Source organism: Clostridium cylindrosporum DSM 605 (assembly GCF_001047375.1).
Classification (GTDB): Bacteria; Bacillota; Clostridia; order Clostridiales; family Caloramatoraceae; genus Clostridium_AB; species Clostridium_AB cylindrosporum.
In genome coordinates this window covers 30,090-47,491 of record NZ_LFVU01000003.1, presented here as the reverse complement: position 1 = coordinate 47,491, position 17,402 = coordinate 30,090, and the positions used below count along the sequence as shown (strand labels likewise).

Sequence of the window (17,402 nt, the reverse complement as noted above, 5' to 3'; positions counted from 1 at the left end):
TTATATCACCCCTTGCATTAGTAATATTGTATTTTCGAGACTTGATACTTGTTCTTTAACTTCCGTATTCTCCTGTTTTAAAAGTTTTAATTCTTCTTCAATTGTTGGCGGTCTATCTACATATTCTATATATAATCTTTGTGTTCCTAATTCTATATATAGAACTGCATCTTTTCCTTCTATAAATTCTGCCTTTGGAATCTGATTAACATCATTAACATAAATACCTTGAATTTTTAAGTGTTCAGGTAGTAATTCAGGCTTATAATGAATGTTAGTTACTCTTCCTATAGTTTCTGTTACCTTTTCATAAAATAAAATTGCCATTTAGTAACCCTCCTCAATTATTTATTAACTGTATAATACTCAGGGAATGTTGTCATTTGAGCCATTTCTAGAGTAAATGGTTCATTTTTTGTAATATCCAAATGTTCTGATACCAAAGTACCCACTCTATCAAAAAGATATATTTTCCCATCTATAGAATTTTTAATATATAAATTATTTTCTGTATCTATAATAAATGTATTGTCTGTTTCTAAAGTACTACTTCCACCTTTAGGTGTTTGATAGCTATTGAATTTTAGATCTGTTGAAGTATATATTAGATTATAATTTTCATCTAATTTTGAAATGTATTGCGATATTGTTGTTGACCCATGTATATAAAAATGTCCATTCCCATCAATCAGTAAATGATTTGCATTGTTATTATTGCAATCATACACTAATGTTAATCCTGCATTTCCAGTATTAACACCATCCCATTTATATAATCTACCTGTTTGATATAGTACATACACATTTCCATTTCTATCAAACTTTACTGATATAGGATACCTTGTATTCCCAGATATAAGCATTGATGTGAATTGAGCCACTAAAGTTAATGTAGGAGTCCCGTTAGACCATGATATATTAAACATTTTAGCACTGTTTCCAGAATACACATAAACTGTAGCCAATCTTTCACTCTTATACAAGTCTATTCTTTCTGTCGGAACATCATTTACTAGCGCACTATATAAATCAACTCCTGTAACACCATCGACTATTCTAAAAGCTTTCGGTGTTGTACTACTAGTATAAAAACCATAAAAAAGATTCCCTTCTCTATCCGTCCTCATAGCTAATACAAAATGACTTGCTATACCTGAAGGAAACTTTTCCCACAGCATCTCCCCTGTAACCTCATCAACTTTTGATATTCCATAATTCGCAAGTGTTTTTGTGTAACTTGAATATAAAAATCCACTTGGATGTCTAACCAACTTTTGTGAAGAATACATCGCTAAAGGCTTCGTAGGGTCACTTACTCGTGTATGGTTCGTAGTTCCGAATTTAGTTTTATAAAACTGCCATCCACTTGTATCAATGTTTTTAGCCTCATATATATTTCTTTCTGCACTTTGAGGATTTACTCCACTAAGATATTTCCAGGTATTATCTATATATACTCTTACTTCGGGATAAACCCATACACCATTTTTTCTTAAAACTGCATATACAACTTGTTGAATAATACTTAATTTACCTCCTGTTACCTCCATGTTATATCTAACACCGGTTCCATTTGTATTTTGAACAGTTGTCAAAATAAGAGTATCATCTTTTACACTTGTTGGGATACTATTTCTAAATAAAGTTTGCTTTATAGGGGTATCTATTTTTACCCAAATATCATAGGGCTTTGGAGATGTAGGTGCTATCAATCCATAATATGTTTTAATTAATTTACTATTCCCTCCACCTACATTTACTTTGCCTATTGCCATCTATGCCACCTGCCTTTGAATTTTTAAGTCACAGCTTATATTTGCAGTTGGCACACTATCACTATATATTTCAACATATCCAAGAAAACTCTCATTAGCACTTTTGAAGTCAGAAGCTTTTTCTAAATCAGCAAGTTTAATATTAATATCAACTATAGTATCTGCTGTAATATCTACATCCTCTATCTTATATTTATATAACCCCATAGTATTATCCTGAATCCATCCCATAGTTAATATGGTTACATTCTTCTTAACTTTATTTAAAGACTTAATATCAGCCTTTTGCAACTCAATTTTCTCATCTAGAACTTTTCCTTGTGCTGCTGTTAGTGCCTCGGTTGTATTATCGGAAGCAAGAGAATTATTTAACTTAACATGGCCATATTGAGTAGTTGAAGCACTTACATTTGAATGATCTGTAATCTTCTTATCAATTTCAAGTACATCTTTTTTAGTTGCTAGCACTACTGATGGGTCAATCTTTAACGTAACACTTGATGCATTGCTTACCTCCATAATGAACCTTACATATAAGTCCTTAGCACTTCCATCGCTGACCATAGGCTTATATGTTTCAGGATATTTGCCTATACCTATTAGATCATCGGCATCATCAATAATCGCTACCTCTCTAACCATGAATCCGCCTACTGAAGAAGGAATTATTGCTTCAACTACTATCCAGTTAGGATTAGCTTCATCAACTTTTATTGATGATACTGCTCCCCTCCATACTTCTTTTTTAAGAGCTGTTTGCTCCTGTGTAGGGTTATAATAAACTCCGCCTCCATCTCCTATAGCCATGGTTGTTAGGTTAACTTTCACTCCTAGTGCTGTAGAATTTGCTATCTTTCCTTTCCCTATATTAGTTAATATAGTATAAAAACTTTCTGCCATAATTTTTCTCCTTTCTAAATCTTAGGGTATACTGTAGACGTTTCTACTAGGGAGTTTACTCCAGTAGATATATTAAGCTTTGCAAATACATCAATGCTACTAATGCTCCAAGGATAAACCGTAACTTCTTCACTAAATACTGAAGCAAAGGCAATAAAAAAAGTCCCTATTGATGCTAAAAATATTTCTATTTTTTCTAACCAGGAACGTTTATTTTTATATGCATTTATTAAGTTATCTAGTAGTTTTAGTTGATACTCTGAAGCACCTTGATTTGTTATTTCAACTTCCATTTTAAAGTAATATGGACTTCCACCATATTCAAACCACTCTTTAAGTTTACTTCTACCAAAAACAGTAGTTGCCATTCTTTCTACTATATCTGGTGTTCCTTTTTTTCTATGATATAAAAGTGATTCCTTTATAAGCTTTCTTTTTATATCTATATTTAAATCTGAAGTATAAAAATCAACATGCATTTGCCATGCTAATTCATCTAATGCAACTTCATCTAAATCATCTATTCTAGAATAAATCAAACATGCTTTAGTTTCATTTGCAAGCTTTCTAAACTGAGGACTTAAAGCTTTACACATTGCTATGGTGGTAGGGTCATTTTTCATATAGCTAGTTTGTAATTCAAGTAAATCTACATTTTCTAAATTCATTTACTCTAGCCCTCCATATACTACACTAACTAAACCGACCTTAGCTACTTCAGTTTCTCCAACTATAGTTGCAATAGGTAAAGTTATTTGCACCCTTCTTACTGCTGTATGTTTAATATTATTACTATCATAATATACAGCTGCATCTTGAATTTTGTATCTTAACTCATCTACGCTAATATCTCTTCCTAAGCACTCTTGTTGCCAGCTTATATAGTTTTTAATAGCCCCATTTTCTCCTTCAATAGCTTGTCTATATAGTCCCTCTTGTGTAGCATATTCTCTATCTAAATAATAAGTAAGAGTAATATCATATGTTTTTATACTTGGAGGTCCTACTTCGACCTTATCAGTAAGAGGCCTAACACTTCTATCACTACATATTGATAAAACCTTATCTAACATACCTTGTTGAGGTATTGCTCCATCCTTACATAAAACAGTTAACCTTACAACTCCTGGAGAAGGTGAAGTAACCGCAACGTCAGATATACTTAGATCTGCTGACTTTGCATAGTACTTATAAGCGCCCTCTGGCCCTGTAGTGCTAAAGCTTTCAGGTGCAAGTCTTATTCTTTCCCTATACCTATCATCATCTTCAATATCTGCTCCTCCAAAGGATATTCCAGTATTTATTCCACTTTCAACATATGGTATAGGATCCACTAATATTTTTATTTGACCTATTTCAAAATCATTATATTTTTCTCCTGAATCTGTAGCTATAATTACAGTTTCTATATCTTTTGTTCCAGCTTTAACAATTGCATCAGCTATTGTTTCAAAATATAACTCTCCATCTGGAGATACCCTAGAGCCTTTTGGAATTAATACATCAAATGTTTGCAGTTCAGATAAACTATACTTAAAAGGTGCTTTTGCTCTCTGTGCTGGTAGTCTTTCAGTTCTTGAAGGCTCCCCAAGTGCTTCTAGATATTGCCCTCTTGCATATCTTAGAAGATTTTGCTTAGCACTATCATTAATATCATTTTTTAATCCTACGATAACTTGCACTTCTTGTTGTAAAAAAATCCTTCGCTCATCACTAGGATATAATGTTTCACCTAATGCTTCCTCAAATGAATTAATTAAATCAGATTGAATTTTACTCGAATCTACTTCAACAAATTGTATATCACTCAACAATAAGTACCACCTTTCTTACTAACTTATCACCTTCCCATAATACTTCAACTTCTATAATTGTTGCCCTTGGCTCATATTGTTCTATCAAATCATAGGTTTCAGATATAATCCCTCCTATGACTTTATCATTAGGCAAATCCACATTATCTGGGTTTGTCCCTAATACTCTGTCATAGGCAACTTCATATTTAAATGTATTAAGTAGATTTACTATATTTTGAAGTATCCTCTCTGTTCCTTTAGCACCCCAATTTATCTCTTGGTCAGTTCTTATACTATATATAGCCATTTAACTAATCACTTCCCGAATATTTCTTTTTCAAGTGCTTCTACCTTTTTATTGCTTGCTGCCGAACTGCTCCTCTTACTAGAACTGCCACTTTTCTTATTTGAAGACTTCTTTTTGTCACTTGTTTTCTTTCCCTTATCCTTTGACTTCTTAGAGTTACTATTTTTTCGCTTGTTTTTACTTTTATCATCTTTAGATGTTTTAGGCTTCTCCTCTTTCTTGCCAAGCCTTACAAACTCTTTAAACTTCAAGTCAATTTTAGCACTTAAAACTCTCCCTTGATTATCTATAAGTACATCACTTTCTCCAACGGATACTAATAAATATTTATTAGCTCCAACTCTTGAGCCTCCTAAAATAAAGTTTTCTGGTGTCTTTGAATCCTTTATAGCCATCCACTCATTTATCTCTTTTCTTACATCTATCCCCTTCATTTTCTTAAGTTCAATAGTTATACCTAAATCATCAAGTGCAGAACCTTTTATATATGAGGAAGGCTTGCTTCCTGCTACTTCTTGCTCTTCAACACTTAATGCTGATGTTCTAGTATAACCATTAAAGGTATATACTCTATTTAAACTAACACTAAAAACCTTCTTACCAAATGATGCAATAGGCATTTTATCCCCTCACCTTTGCTATAATTACCGCATCTGAAAGATTATTCCCCCAGAAAGCAACTACAACAGTATCATTAACTTTCAAGCTAAATAAATTCTCAGCTATAGGTAATTCCGATGATACCCCACTCCCTAAATCTGGGAAGGTTACTCTTGCTTTCATTTTTATATTATCAATCGTTGAAATAGTACCTCTCCTTATCATAAAAGCTCCTCCATTATCTTTCTTGATGAAACACTACTTATATTATTTATCAAATTATGCCTTATACTCTCAATAAAGTATCTACCACTAAATGACCCTAAATCTTTTACATCAACTATATTTGTTGCTGCTAAACTTGTATTTAAATCTATACTAAAATTTCCTGTATACTCAAATTTATTTGTACTTCTTAATAAATTCTTAGTGTACCTTTCTGCTTCAGCTAAGTTTGTTGCTCTTATATTTGTCTTCATAACTGTCCCATTAGGTGCATTATTAGGACTATATACATAATTAATAAGTTTATTATCACTTGTTAAGTAACTTAAACTGCAGCTTGAATACAAACCGAAAGATGATGATTTAAATTCATAATTGCTATATAGCATATCCTCATAAATATCAATAACTGGCTTATATCTTTCAAATACCCTTTCATCATATATAATGGCCTTATCATCTGTAACTTTAAGGCCATAACCCTCAAGTATACATCTTTGATTTAAAAACTCTATATTATTTATATCTACTTGATCTATCCTCTTATATAAATAATCCTTAATATCATAGGTCTCTAGTTTAAGTCCTACTTCCTTTGCCATATCTTCCGCAAGCTTTATAAACCTTATTTCCTCCCACATATTAACCTTAGGTGTTTTAGCATGTAGGGGTAATGATTTAGCTTTCATTTTAAACTTGCCATTATATAGTGAAAAGTCATCTACATACATATTCCCAGATGAGAATGCATCTTTTGAAAGTATAATCTTGTCCCCTTTTTTAGGGTTCCATCTACTCCAATTTCTTTCTCTATCTGAGAAAATTATTTCTAAATCATCTGATTTACCACCTGCATTATCACATATAACAGCGTGCATTATATCCACACCTTTAGTTATATCCACACCTTCATATATTAGCTTCATATCTTACCCTCTTTTCCAAGGTGGAAGAGAAGATTCATCTACTTTTTCAAGTGCAGGAATCTTTAAAATAACACCCTCTGAAAATATCAATATACTTATATACTCTGGATTCATAGCCATTATTTCTGATACATAGTTTTCATCGTCAAAGAAGTCTAGGCTTATTGAATCCCATGTATCCCCTTCTAGAGTTTCATACTCGTAATATGTATTATCCTCCATAAGATAACCTCGTTTCATTATTAAAGTACTCTTCGGCCCATCTCTTAAACTCTTCAAAGCTACTTGATAAAGACTTTTCAACTTCAGCTCCACCGCCCATTATTTGAGGGCTATAATGTATAACTACAGGGCCACCTCCCTGCCCATTATCTACTCCTAGCATTTTAGCTGTTGTATTTAGAAGACTTATAGCCCTTGGATTCTTTGGCTTAAGTGGTATAACTGCTTCAGGTCCTGCTTCACCAGCAATTGAAACCCCTTGTGTTATACCTCCCTTTGCAAGCATTGGTATTTTAGGAATTGAAAATCCTAGCTTCTTTCCTCCTGCACCTGGTACCCAATCTGGCACATCAACTGAAATGCTATTAATGCCACTAATTGCACTATTAATAAGTCCTATAACAGCATTTATAGGCGCCTTTGCAATTGCAGCTAATGATCCAAATATACTTCCAAATATATTAACTACATTTTGCCATGCACTTCCCCATTGTCCCGTAAATACATTTACAACGAATGCAATTATGTTACTTATAACACTTAATACCCCAGTAAAAACTGTAATCAAAGATTGAATTATAGGTAATATCATTTGTATTGCAGTAAATAAAACTGCTGAAATTACTGTTGCCGTAATTTGAATAAGTGGAGCTAAAAAAGTTAATATATTAGCTATCATTGTAAATAGTGTTACAAAAATAGGTAGTAGTTGTTGAACTAATTGCGCTATTATTGGAATCAAAGGTGTAATAACTGCTACTAGGGCCTGAATTATAGGTACTAATATGGGCAATATTGCACTTATTAGTTGCATTAAAATAGGCATTATCTGCTGAAGTGCTTGCATAATTACAGGCATTAGTTGATTAACGGCATCTAATATCATAGTTATTACTGGAACTAGCATTGGTAATAGCTTTTGTACAAAGTTACCTATTATTGGTGCCAACTGCTGAACAACATTTAATATAATTGGTAAAAATGAAGCCTTTGACATGGTATCAAAAACTTGACTTATTGTTGGAGCTAAACCTTGAAAGATATCTGTAAGCTGAGCTCCTATAGGTGCAAATGATGTAGCTAAAGAATTAAATGTCTTCTCTATACTTCCACCTATAGTGGTTAAAAAAGACATAATGGGTTCTGCCATAGGCTGTAGTATTCTTCCTATATTCTTAAAAACATCTCCTGCCTTACCCATTGAAGAACCTAAAACATCACCTATTTTACCAAATACACCTGTCTCTTGAAACTTGGTTAATAGTTCTGCAGCTTTACCAAGCCCTGTTCTTAATCTATCTGCAAAGCTTCCAAATTTAATATTTCCTTCTATATCTATCCCAGCTATTTCTGTTAGCCCTGATTTTGCAACTCCAGTTATAGTTGACCATAGACCACTTATACTCCTAGACTGTATGTCCATTGCACCTTTGTATCTTTCTTGCATCAAACTAAATAAAGCTGCATTAAAGGCCCTTTGGTTTGTTATCTGTCCTTTATTATTAACAATTTCTACTCCTGCGAGCTTTTTTGCTCCTTGTTCAACTATCATTTGTTTAGTAATCCCAAACTCTTTAAGTCTCTCAAGCTCTCCTGTTTGAGCATCAGCTATAGCTTCAACTGCTTGATCTAATCCTTTACCCATAGCAGACGCCATATCCCCTACCATAGGTAATGTTTTTTGAGCCTCTACTCCATAGGATTGAAGTTTAACGGTAGCCTGGACTAGTTCATCAGTTTCGAAAGGCGTCTTATTAGCAAAATTAACTGCCCATTTATACATTTCACCTGCTTTTTGTTGGTCTTTCATCACAACATTAAGTGTATTTCTATATTGCTCAGCACTTGCAGCCTGCTTAATCATAGCTCCTCCACCGAGAACAATAGCACTGCCTGCTATTGCTGAACCTACACCTCTTAAACTACTTGCTAAGCCCATAATTCTTGTAGTTGTGCTACTTGCTATACTGCCTAATTTAGATAATCCTGAACTTGCACCTAGGCTCCTTCCAAGTCCATTTAACTTGGATGCTGTCCCCCCAGCAGTACTACCTAATTTAGCTAATCCTGAGTTTGCTTTAGTCATTACTTGAGATGCCTTTTGTGCATATTTAGATGCTGAATCAAACGCAGTCTTAAGGGAAGGATTTAGTTTTCCTCCAATTACTACATTAGTAGTAAAGTTTTTAGACATTACCTCCCTCCCTTCATACTTTTCTTTTGGGCCTCATTTCTACGATCAAATTCATCTGCAAGAGCTTCATAATACTCAATTAAATCAACTAATCGCATTTCAAGACATTCTTTTCTACTATTAGAAGTTTCTAAAGTTATCTGGGCTATTATTATTCTGATATATTCTCCTGTTGGGAAACTTCCGAATCTGTTAGCAAAAAATCCCTTACAGCCGATACACATTTTAAGTAATCCTTTGCCGGAAGGGATTTAATATCTAAATAATCAAGTCCTGAAGCTTCTGCAAATATATGCGCATGAAGAATAGGATCTAGCTCTTGAACTGTTGAAACATAGCCTTGCTTTTGCATAGCTTTCACTGCATTTTCAATGCTATCTCCCTTTAGATCATCAAAGTCATAATCTATTTCCTTTACTTCTTCTCCATTAATTGAAACTACTTTTGAAAGTTTTAATACTGACATTACATTACCTCCTTAATAATAAAAGCCAGCCCTAAAGAGCTGACTCAACATCTTGTAATAAATTTTTACCATTAACAGCATATATCCCATTGAACTTATCTATATTCAATACTTCTTTACCGTTAATTATTCTCTTGTATGCAAAAACCTCATACTCAAATGCACCTTCTTGAGCTGCACTTGATTCAATTTTTCCTTCGTCTATCTTCTTTATTGATCCATTTATGAAAGCCTTATGTGCTAATATTCCTGTTCTAATATTTTGTGTATCAAAAACATCTGTAACCCATCTAATTTCTATTTCATTTGCCTGTGCTAGGGCTCCCATGTCTTCATTTGATACTCTTGTGCTTATCTCCAGAGACATTGCTCCAATTTGATTAAATGAAGGTAGGTCTACTTCTCCCATTATTCCAGCACCTTTTATGGCATCCGTTAGAAACTCTATACTTGGAAGCTGTACTCCTGTTGTATCGTTTATCTTTGTTGCCTTGCCATTTTCTCTTACGTATATAGAATAGTTAATTGTTTTATTAGCTATCTTAGCCACTATTCACCACCTCCTACTAAAGCTCCAATGCCAGCTGATGTGTATTGAACCCTATTTGTTATTGCCTTTCCTGGTGGTGTAGTTGTTACCGCTGAATCAAATACAAATTCTCCTTGAATAACATCTCCTACTGGATTACTTGCTGGCATAAATTCAATTGAACCATATAATAGTTTCCCATCTGATATCAACGAATTAAGCTTTAACTGTTCTGTGTTAAGTATTCCATCAATATCATTTCTTGCTATAGGTGAGTCTATTAAATCAACATTTCTTGTTTTAAAGTCATTTAATAGATATATATTCATTCTTGCATTTACATCGAATACATCCTCAATCTTTATATCCTCACCATATTTAAAGTTTGCCATATGTGGTCCCCATAGAACCCATTTACCACCATTGTATATAGCTGTAGTTATTCCTACTTCATTTAGCTCATTTGCTTGTACAATATTAAATCTTATATCCTTGCCATTAACACTTAGTCCTGATATTCCAATCTGTTTATTTGAAGGTGATTCATATGGTATACCATTATTTCTATTGTCTGTTTGCTGCATATCAACGATTGCAATAATAGACATCCATATACTCCTTCCATCTACTTTACCCTTTGGCCAGCATAACTTTTCAAGCCTTGAATTGTAACCATTAGCTGTAGCCCACTTCTTTGCATCAACAATATTCTTTGCTACATCTGAATCAATATCTACAACTGGTATAGCATTCCACCTACCACCGTAGTTTTGACATGCATTAACAAGTGCTTTTTCAACCTCTGGCTTATGATTAAATCCTGGTGCTGAGATAATATTCGGAACTAAATTTAACTCTTCATAAACTACATCTAGTAACTTAATTCCTGTTCTCTCCTCTGTAGTTGCACTGTAGCTACCTATTACATCAGCTGTAGTAACCTTTGATATATCAGGTGAATTATATGATGCGCTTGCACTAGTTCCTAAACTTCCATTTAAACTAGTTATCAATACCTTACCATCCTTTGTATACTCTGCTGTATAATCTGTTCCTAACACCTTAGTAGCTATTTTTACAGTGCTTAGTATTACATCCTTTTCTATATATCCTTTTCCTTCTACTAAAGTTATAGTTTCAGTAGCTGTTGTAGACTTATGTATTTCAGCATCTAGCACATTTACCGCTATAATAGGTCCAATCGGCTTAATGCTATTTTGAAAGTGAGCATATACCACTGAGGATAAAGTATATGTATCAAAATCATCCGTCGATTGATATCCTAACTTTGTAGCTGCTTCATCTAAGTTCTTAATTAAAATAGGCCTGTTAATAGCGTCTTTACTATTAGCAAGCCTATGAACTGGAGCAGTACCAACATAAAAAGGTATTGTACCCTTTGTAGTGGTTATTACCTCTTTACTTGGTACGACTTCTCCGTATAAACCATGTTTATATGTCATTTAATGCACCACCTTATAAATGTTTATCTATTTCTGGATCATGTTGACCCATTGGAATAATACTTGCCCGAAATGTTATCCATCCATTCCAATAAGGATAAGCCTGTTCCTCATAAAGTCCCCATCTTATTGGTTTTTTTATAACTGTTATTCCGCCAACTAAAGTAGAATTTGAAAGTTCAACTCTTATTCTTGTTATAAGATTTAATATATCCTTATAACCCTTAGAATTTGGCTTTGTGATATCACCTTCCGTATGTCCTGGATCATATGTAGCTATGCCTAATCTTATATCAAGGCTAGCTTCATCTATATCATCTTCTCCTCCATCTTGCATAACTAATATTGAAGGTATATCATACCCATATTCTTGCAAGTGGTTTTTAGGTGGTATCCAACCAACAAAAACCGCTGGGTTTACAAGTTGATATTCTTCTTCATCTTCTTCAATAGGCTTTTCTAATCGTATCTTACTTGCAACATTTTCTATAAGAAAGGTTTTTATCCCCTCTAATATCTTATCATCTACCATTACTTACTCCCTTTAGCAGCTGCCTTATCAAGTCTCCACTTTATTTCATGCTCTATTCTCTCCTCTAACTTCTTAGCTGATGTATCTTGTATTCTCTTAATAGTTTCTGGATTACTTAGCATTTGCGGAACTGATAATGTTCTTAAAAGAACTACAGGAGTCCTCCTGCTACCTTCTCTTTTCCATATATGTGTTGCTCCATTCATAGTTTGAACGAAGGCTTTAGGGGAAGTATTTATTGCCTTATATCCACTCTTTTGAACCTTAACACTTACTACCTTTGCTTTTTTACTATATTTTTTAGGCTTATATGGAAACTTACTTAAGGCAATAGTTGGCCCTCTTGATTCCATATATGCATAGAGATTTGACTTACTAGCCTTATGTGCCTTTATTGTAGACTTAACATCCCCATTCTTTATGGCATACTTTTGTGTAACTTCTCTTGCTGAGTTAGTTATAGTATTACTTAGCGTTCTATTTAAAGCTGAAGCTGTTGCTCCTGGTATCTGCTTTGGAAAATTACTTAATTCTATTGAAATAGATTTAAGACCCTTTTCTTGAATAAATACACTTGAAGCCATAATTAATTACCGTTATACTTCAGAATAATTTCATAGAGTCCATTATCTTCCCTTATATCAAAAACAATATATTGTTTACGATTAAAGGATTGAATACTATCAGGCTTAGGCTTTTTCATATTATTTTCCTTATAATCTGATACCTTTGCATAATAAAGTATATCCCCTACATATATTCCTTCATATTCCTTCTTAGCTCTTTCTTGAAGTCTATCATTATCTATTACTACATTTAGGATTGTGCCATCTATATTACGTTCCTCTGCAAACTCTTCTAGGTTTAACATGACATCTAAATCATCTTGAAAAAAATCCTTAGCACTTTTAGTAATATACATAGCTACTCCTCCTAAATTTATTTCTTATATTCCTAGCTATTTGTTTTTTTTAGCATCTTCATTACTGGATTCATCCTCTAGATCATCATACTCATCTGATGCATCTACATCTGATGTTTCTTCAGTTTCCTCAGCTGCTCCAAGGTTTATAAGTCTTTCAGCATCTTTTTTGGTTACCTTACGCATTATATCCCCTGGCTTATAACTTTTCCCATTGTGATTTATATTGTCTAATACCTTTATATCCATTTAAACTCCTCCTATGCAACCCTTGCTATAAACCATGAATCTACTTCATGTGGAACTGCAAGTGGTTTTGCACTAACATTAAGTATTCTTCTTGCTGGTCTTTTTTCTACCCATGATGTAGGAACTCTAGTACCTTCTACTATAGTGATTGAGTCTGTCTTTTCATCTGCTACTTCAACTCCACCATACACTAATGAGTAATTAGCTTGAGTGCTAAATAGCCCAATAGTTCCCTCTGGCACAAGTGGTAAAGTAACGGGATTCTTAGGGTCTGTCCAATCATCTACATACCATGTATTGTATTGATAAATATCAAAACCTAGTTCGTTAATAGTACCTACATATGTTGCACCGTTTGGTAGTTGTCTTGGTGCTATAGTTGCATATTCCATTTTTGTTTTATCCAGTACATCCTTAACCTTTGGGTGATTTATAAATGCTGGAACAACATCATATGACATTATGCAGATATCACAATTAACAAATCCTGTTTTTTGGACTAATGTATGTTTTGCCTTAATATAAGCTATAGGGTCTGATGCAGGGTCACTCCAAAGTGACGTTCCTGAAAGTGTCTCTTTATTACTAAAGCCAAAATCTATAACTTCATTAATTCCCTCACCTACTACTGGAATCTTTCCTGTAAATAGTGCCTGTGCACACATCCATTCTTCTCTTCTAGTAATTGTTTCATCTAGCTCTGCTAAATCTAACCCTAATCTTTCAATAGCTCTATCCTCTGGAGTTCTTTGAGAATATATATTTTCTCCTGGTAATCTATCTAAAAGATCAGATGCCTTTGTAACCTTATCAGGTGCTACAAGTGGTGGGCTATAGCTTTCTGTTTGGTATCCTTGATGCTCCATAACCTTTCCACCTATTACAGGGTGAACAAATGGGGCAAGTCTTCTATTGCCCTTCTTAAAGTCCACATCTACCTTGGTAGTTGGGAAAGTTGCTACATTCCTAAAAAATGTGTCCCTTAAAAATGTGTGAACTGGAGCCATTCTTTGTACAGCTGCCATCATTGTTCTAGTTGCAAACATATTCATATATCTTGATTCCTCCTAAATTTGAATAATAAAAAAAGCTCCTACTTAGCTATCTTAGGAAAATTCCTAATTTTCTAAGTGGAACTTTATAATCTGCTTCTGATTTCCCTTCAGGGAAAATAACCTTACTTGAACTAAACTCTCCATTCATATATGCTACTCCAACTGCTGTAGTATCTCCTGTTACAATATCCTCTGCCATAATCCCATATACCTTAGCAGGGTCTATTACTCCTGTTGGAGCTATTGCATTACCTGAAGCATCAAGTTCAAATACTTGTCCTCTTTTTAGTGTTTGATTTGCAGCTACTATAACATCATCAGAAATTACCTGACATGTAGTTGCAATTAATAGATTATCTGGATTATATATTGATGTTTCCCTGTATGCCACTATCTAGCACCTCCTCTAACTTTATTTACTGAATTAGCCATTTTATTTGCCACATCATATATTTTTTCTTCCTCTGTTGCCTTATTTGTAGGTGCTCCATCACCTTCAATATTATCTATCCCCGCTGCATCTTCCTTAACGCTATTCATATAGTTTGTTCCAATATTTTTATTAGCCTTAACTATATTCATAGCTAAAGTTTCAGCAGTAATTGTATTATTAAACTTAGCATCTTGAACCATGTCCTCGAATCCTGGAACTGATATATCCTCGATAGCTTGTATTCTATCTCTTTCAGCCTTAATGCCTTCTTCTCTACCTTGATTTAAAACTTGGTTAAATAGTTCTGGATATTCATTTTTCAACTTGTCTAAAGTCATATTTCCATCTCCTTGCTTTTTATTTGTAATTTGAGGTACTTGATTTATAGAATTATTAATTTTATTAGATACTCTAGGAGTATTTTTAAACTTACTAACATCGAACTTAACATTATTTACAACCATGAAGCTTCCATTCATAAAAGCCTCTGTATCAGAATCTGTTAATTCATCAGCAAAACCCTGTTCAACTGCCTCTGCACCTGTAAACCAAGTTTCATTGTCCATTATGTCTGACAACTCTTGTTTATCCTTACCGGTTTTGACTGCATAAGCATTTATTATTGAATCCTTTACCTTGTCTAACACCTCTGTCATACTTTCAAAATCCTGTTTATTATACATACCCCAAAGTGTTACTAAAGGATTATGTATCATCATCATGGCACTTGATGGAATATATATTTTATCCCCTGCCATTGCTATTATTGTTGCTGCACTTGCAGCTAAACCATCAATAAATACATTAATAGTTGCCCTATGAGACCTAAGCAAAGCATTTATTGCTTGTGCTGCAAATACGTCTCCCCCTGAGGAGTTAATCCTAACATCTATTTCACTTACTTCTCCTAATGCCTTTAGGTCATCGCTAAATTGTTTAGGGGTTACTTCATCTCCCCACCAACTTGTTTCACTAATCGGGCCATATAGCATTAGTTCCCCCTTCTGTGTCCCTAGGTTCTTGAATGTCCAAAACTTGCCCATCTGAAATTAGTCCTCCTTCCCTCATTAGCTTTTCTTCTCTTACCCTTTGCCTATAGTTCTTCTGCCAATCACCTCCTGTAAGTTCCTGTGTTTCTCTAGCTCTAGTACTAAAGCCATTTGCAACTCTTTTTTCTGCTGCATTAACTTCCTTAAGTGGATCTATCTGACCTTGTGAAGGGCCATTCCACTCAGCACCACAATATGCCTTTCTAATCATAGGGTCATTAAAGAATCCCGGTGCTGATACTCTTCCACTTGCTACAGCCTCGCAAAGCCACTCTTCATAAATAGGCTTACAAAAATCATTTGCCATCCAACTTCTTCTCATTCTAAACATTTTCCACGCTTCTAATAGTGAAGCCCTAGATGCTGAATATGAAGCTGAAAAGTGCTTTATAAGAAGTTCATAGGGAACTTCAATTGCCGCCCCTATTTGCCTACATATGGAAGTTACAAAACCGTCAAAGGCTGTATTTGGTCTTCCTGGGTTTGCTATATTTGCTTTTTCTCCTGGAGCAAGACCTACAATTGCACCGTTTCCAAGTTCATAGTTATATTCACTATCTGATACCTGGTCCTCTTCATCAATCATTTCTCCAAGCATACCATCTGAGCTCTCATTTTGTGACTCTATAAAAACAGTAAACATACCTGAGATTACTGCTGCCATTAATTCAGCTTCAGTATATCTACTTAGCTGTTTTAGGCACTCTATAACCGGCGCAAGCATAGGAACACCACGCCTTTGCTCTGGCCTTTCACTTTCCATCAAGTGAATTACGTTATATCTTCCTGTTTTTGCTCCAAACTTCTCTACTCTATTCCATTTTTGCTTCTCCTTAAAATCTCTACTTCCTGGATGCCTTTGTGCTATATGGTAAGCAAGTACTGCTCCATTTTTATCAACTTCTACACCGTTTATTATTTTATTAACTGATTTTGGCTCAGGTACTGGAGTACAAACCCTATCAGCTTCAATCAGCATTACCCTTATGTCATATGGCATATTAGGTCTAGGGATAAATGGAAGTAGAGCAAAGCATTCACCACTCATAAGCCAACTTAAAAAAGCCAGCTGTTGCAATTCATAGAAATCATTCATTCTCTGTGAATCACAATTAACTGACTCTGCCCATAGATTAAATTCTCTTTCAACATTAGCTTCCCATGTTGCCGCCTCTTCATAATCAAGATTTAAGTATTCATAGTCTATTTGTGACTTAAGTCTTAGTCCGCTACCAATAACATTGGTTCTAGTTGTTTTAATTGCACCTGTTGCAAATGGTGCTCCCATATAAAGGTCTCTAGACCTTTCCCTTAGGAGTTCTAGATTATCATCTATATCTTCTTTAGATGAACCTCCTGAGCTTATCCATCCTCTTAGACTTTTCTTTTTCCTACTTGCTCCATGGTGACTATATCCTTCATTTAGTATTTCAAGCTGTTTTCTTGCAACTGCTCTCTTTAATGCCATTTGTGGAGCAACTGAAGAAAATATTCTATTAACTATCCCAAGTTATCACCTCCTAAAAGTCTCTTGGAATGACTCCCATTACCCTATTGGTTCCACCTCTTCTAGATTTTCTTTCTAATTTCTCAACTTCATTTTTCCAAAACCTAATTTGTTCTTTTATTTGCCCTAGATTGGCCCTTTGAAGTTGTCTTGAACCTATTTGATAGCTTTGTCCTGTTGATACTGCAATTTCAGCTTCTAACCATGCATTTAAGTGATTTCTAGCTACTTCTAATGTCCATGCTCCCATAA

The 17,402-nt window shown here is 34.3% G+C and carries 23 protein-coding genes; all 23 read right to left on the bottom strand.

Translation table 11 applies throughout. The annotated features are described in order from the left end of the window. On the bottom strand, positions 1 to 327 hold the full coding sequence (locus tag CLCY_RS01650; protein ID WP_048569405.1) for a hypothetical protein: 327 nt from the start codon (positions 325 to 327) through the stop codon (positions 1 to 3). Between the two features lie 17 nt (positions 328 to 344). Next, on the bottom strand, positions 345 to 1,775 hold the full coding sequence (locus CLCY_RS01645; RefSeq protein ID WP_048569404.1) for a ligand-binding sensor domain-containing protein: 1,431 nt from the start codon (positions 1,773 to 1,775) through the stop codon (positions 345 to 347). Next, positions 1,776 to 2,675 carry a phage tail protein gene (locus CLCY_RS13270; RefSeq protein WP_053083224.1) on the bottom strand — a complete coding sequence of 300 codons (900 nt, stop codon included), beginning with the start codon at positions 2,673 to 2,675 and terminating at the stop codon, positions 1,776 to 1,778. A gap of 14 nt (positions 2,676 to 2,689) precedes the next feature. Beyond that, positions 2,690 to 3,343, bottom strand: coding sequence for a phage tail protein I (locus CLCY_RS01635; protein ID WP_048569403.1), 654 nt, complete (start codon positions 3,341 to 3,343; stop codon positions 2,690 to 2,692). Next, positions 3,344 to 4,486: a baseplate assembly protein gene (locus CLCY_RS01630; RefSeq protein WP_048569402.1), complete on the bottom strand. Its 1,143-nt coding sequence runs from the start codon at positions 4,484 to 4,486 to the stop codon at positions 3,344 to 3,346. Then, positions 4,479 to 4,778: a GPW/gp25 family protein gene (locus CLCY_RS01625; protein ID WP_048569401.1), complete on the bottom strand. Its 300-nt coding sequence runs from the start codon at positions 4,776 to 4,778 to the stop codon at positions 4,479 to 4,481. The genes CLCY_RS01630 and CLCY_RS01625 overlap by 8 nt, the downstream gene beginning before the upstream one ends. 8 nt (positions 4,779 to 4,786) lie before the next feature. Next, positions 4,787 to 5,398: a phage tail protein gene (locus CLCY_RS01620; RefSeq protein WP_048569400.1), complete on the bottom strand. Its 612-nt coding sequence runs from the start codon at positions 5,396 to 5,398 to the stop codon at positions 4,787 to 4,789. Between the two features lies 1 nt (position 5,399). Beyond that, a complete protein-coding gene (locus tag CLCY_RS01615; protein ID WP_048569399.1) occupies positions 5,400 to 5,603 on the bottom strand; it encodes a hypothetical protein in 204 nt (67 codons plus the stop codon). Further along, positions 5,600 to 6,529 (bottom strand): phage late control D family protein, encoded by a 930-nt coding sequence (locus CLCY_RS01610; RefSeq protein ID WP_048569398.1) that lies wholly within the window; start codon positions 6,527 to 6,529, stop codon positions 5,600 to 5,602. The genes CLCY_RS01615 and CLCY_RS01610 overlap by 4 nt, the downstream gene beginning before the upstream one ends. A gap of 3 nt (positions 6,530 to 6,532) precedes the next feature. Beyond that, a complete protein-coding gene (locus tag CLCY_RS01605) occupies positions 6,533 to 6,751 on the bottom strand; it encodes a tail protein X (protein WP_048569397.1) in 219 nt (72 codons plus the stop codon). Then, entirely contained in the window at positions 6,741 to 8,945 is a 2,205-nt protein-coding gene (locus tag CLCY_RS01600; protein WP_048569396.1) for a tape measure protein, read from the bottom strand. Before CLCY_RS01600 ends, CLCY_RS01605 begins: the two co-directional genes overlap by 11 nt. Positions 8,946 to 9,096: 151 nt before the next feature. Then, the gene (locus CLCY_RS01595) at positions 9,097 to 9,411 is read right to left on the bottom strand and encodes a hypothetical protein (protein WP_048569395.1); all 315 of its coding nucleotides are present in this window, start codon (positions 9,409 to 9,411) and stop codon (positions 9,097 to 9,099) included. Positions 9,412 to 9,442: 31 nt separating this feature from the next. Then, complete coding sequence (locus tag CLCY_RS01590; RefSeq protein WP_242844923.1) at positions 9,443 to 9,961, bottom strand: phage major tail tube protein; 519 nt, start codon at positions 9,959 to 9,961, stop codon at positions 9,443 to 9,445. Beyond that, positions 9,961 to 11,403, bottom strand: coding sequence for a phage tail sheath protein (locus CLCY_RS01585; RefSeq protein ID WP_048569393.1), 1,443 nt, complete (start codon positions 11,401 to 11,403; stop codon positions 9,961 to 9,963). Before CLCY_RS01585 ends, CLCY_RS01590 begins: the two co-directional genes overlap by 1 nt. A gap of 13 nt (positions 11,404 to 11,416) precedes the next feature. Continuing rightward, positions 11,417 to 11,935, bottom strand: coding sequence for a hypothetical protein (locus CLCY_RS01580; RefSeq protein WP_048569392.1), 519 nt, complete (start codon positions 11,933 to 11,935; stop codon positions 11,417 to 11,419). Continuing rightward, positions 11,935 to 12,519, bottom strand: a complete 585-nt coding sequence (locus tag CLCY_RS01575; protein WP_048569391.1) for a phage tail protein — start codon at positions 12,517 to 12,519, stop codon at positions 11,935 to 11,937. The genes CLCY_RS01580 and CLCY_RS01575 overlap by 1 nt, the downstream gene beginning before the upstream one ends. 2 nt (positions 12,520 to 12,521) lie before the next feature. Then, a complete protein-coding gene (locus CLCY_RS01570; RefSeq protein ID WP_048569390.1) occupies positions 12,522 to 12,857 on the bottom strand; it encodes a hypothetical protein in 336 nt (111 codons plus the stop codon). 36 nt (positions 12,858 to 12,893) lie between these two features. Continuing rightward, the gene (locus CLCY_RS01565; RefSeq protein WP_048569389.1) at positions 12,894 to 13,106 is read right to left on the bottom strand and encodes a DUF7210 family protein; all 213 of its coding nucleotides are present in this window, start codon (positions 13,104 to 13,106) and stop codon (positions 12,894 to 12,896) included. Positions 13,107 to 13,117: 11 nt separating this feature from the next. Continuing rightward, positions 13,118 to 14,158, bottom strand: coding sequence for a major capsid protein (locus CLCY_RS01560; RefSeq protein ID WP_048569388.1), 1,041 nt, complete (start codon positions 14,156 to 14,158; stop codon positions 13,118 to 13,120). A 49-nt stretch (positions 14,159 to 14,207) separates the two neighbouring features. Beyond that, the gene (locus tag CLCY_RS01555) at positions 14,208 to 14,552 is read right to left on the bottom strand and encodes a head decoration protein (protein WP_048569387.1); all 345 of its coding nucleotides are present in this window, start codon (positions 14,550 to 14,552) and stop codon (positions 14,208 to 14,210) included. After that, complete coding sequence (locus CLCY_RS01550) at positions 14,552 to 15,586, bottom strand: head maturation protease, ClpP-related (RefSeq protein WP_048569386.1); 1,035 nt, start codon at positions 15,584 to 15,586, stop codon at positions 14,552 to 14,554. Before CLCY_RS01550 ends, CLCY_RS01555 begins: the two co-directional genes overlap by 1 nt. Further along, positions 15,567 to 17,111: a phage portal protein gene (locus CLCY_RS01545; protein WP_048569385.1), complete on the bottom strand. Its 1,545-nt coding sequence runs from the start codon at positions 17,109 to 17,111 to the stop codon at positions 15,567 to 15,569. The genes CLCY_RS01550 and CLCY_RS01545 overlap by 20 nt, the downstream gene beginning before the upstream one ends. Positions 17,112 to 17,163: 52 nt before the next feature. Next, positions 17,164 to 17,400 carry a DUF6148 family protein gene (locus CLCY_RS01540; protein WP_048569384.1) on the bottom strand — a complete coding sequence of 79 codons (237 nt, stop codon included), beginning with the start codon at positions 17,398 to 17,400 and terminating at the stop codon, positions 17,164 to 17,166. Positions 17,401 to 17,402: the final 2 nt, after the last annotated feature.

Coding starts and splice junctions, on each gene's coding strand:
- CLCY_RS01650 (WP_048569405.1), bottom strand. CDS start 327: ATGGCAATTTTATTTTATGAAAAGGTAACAGAAACTATAGGAAGAGTA.
- CLCY_RS01645 (WP_048569404.1), bottom strand. CDS start 1,775: ATGGCAATAGGCAAAGTAAATGTAGGTGGAGGGAATAGTAAATTAATT.
- CLCY_RS13270 (WP_053083224.1), bottom strand. CDS start 2,675: ATGGCAGAAAGTTTTTATACTATATTAACTAATATAGGGAAAGGAAAG.
- CLCY_RS01635 (WP_048569403.1), bottom strand. CDS start 3,343: ATGAATTTAGAAAATGTAGATTTACTTGAATTACAAACTAGCTATATG.
- CLCY_RS01625 (WP_048569401.1), bottom strand. CDS start 4,778: ATGGCTATATATAGTATAAGAACTGACCAAGAGATAAATTGGGGTGCT.
- CLCY_RS01620 (WP_048569400.1), bottom strand. CDS start 5,398: ATGCCTATTGCATCATTTGGTAAGAAGGTTTTTAGTGTTAGTTTAAAT.
- CLCY_RS01615 (WP_048569399.1), bottom strand. CDS start 5,603: ATGATAAGGAGAGGTACTATTTCAACGATTGATAATATAAAAATGAAA.
- CLCY_RS01610 (WP_048569398.1), bottom strand. CDS start 6,529: ATGAAGCTAATATATGAAGGTGTGGATATAACTAAAGGTGTGGATATA.
- CLCY_RS01605 (WP_048569397.1), bottom strand. CDS start 6,751: ATGGAGGATAATACATATTACGAGTATGAAACTCTAGAAGGGGATACA.
- CLCY_RS01600 (WP_048569396.1), bottom strand. CDS start 8,945: ATGTCTAAAAACTTTACTACTAATGTAGTAATTGGAGGAAAACTAAAT.
- CLCY_RS01595 (WP_048569395.1), bottom strand. CDS start 9,411: ATGTCAGTATTAAAACTTTCAAAAGTAGTTTCAATTAATGGAGAAGAA.
- CLCY_RS01585 (WP_048569393.1), bottom strand. CDS start 11,403: ATGACATATAAACATGGTTTATACGGAGAAGTCGTACCAAGTAAAGAG.
- CLCY_RS01580 (WP_048569392.1), bottom strand. CDS start 11,935: ATGGTAGATGATAAGATATTAGAGGGGATAAAAACCTTTCTTATAGAA.
- CLCY_RS01575 (WP_048569391.1), bottom strand. CDS start 12,519: ATGGCTTCAAGTGTATTTATTCAAGAAAAGGGTCTTAAATCTATTTCA.
- CLCY_RS01570 (WP_048569390.1), bottom strand. CDS start 12,857: ATGTATATTACTAAAAGTGCTAAGGATTTTTTTCAAGATGATTTAGAT.
- CLCY_RS01565 (WP_048569389.1), bottom strand. CDS start 13,106: ATGGATATAAAGGTATTAGACAATATAAATCACAATGGGAAAAGTTAT.
- CLCY_RS01560 (WP_048569388.1), bottom strand. CDS start 14,158: ATGAATATGTTTGCAACTAGAACAATGATGGCAGCTGTACAAAGAATG.
- CLCY_RS01550 (WP_048569386.1), bottom strand. CDS start 15,586: ATGCTATATGGCCCGATTAGTGAAACAAGTTGGTGGGGAGATGAAGTA.
- CLCY_RS01545 (WP_048569385.1), bottom strand. CDS start 17,111: ATGGCATTAAAGAGAGCAGTTGCAAGAAAACAGCTTGAAATACTAAAT.
- CLCY_RS01540 (WP_048569384.1), bottom strand. CDS start 17,400: ATGGGAGCATGGACATTAGAAGTAGCTAGAAATCACTTAAATGCATGG.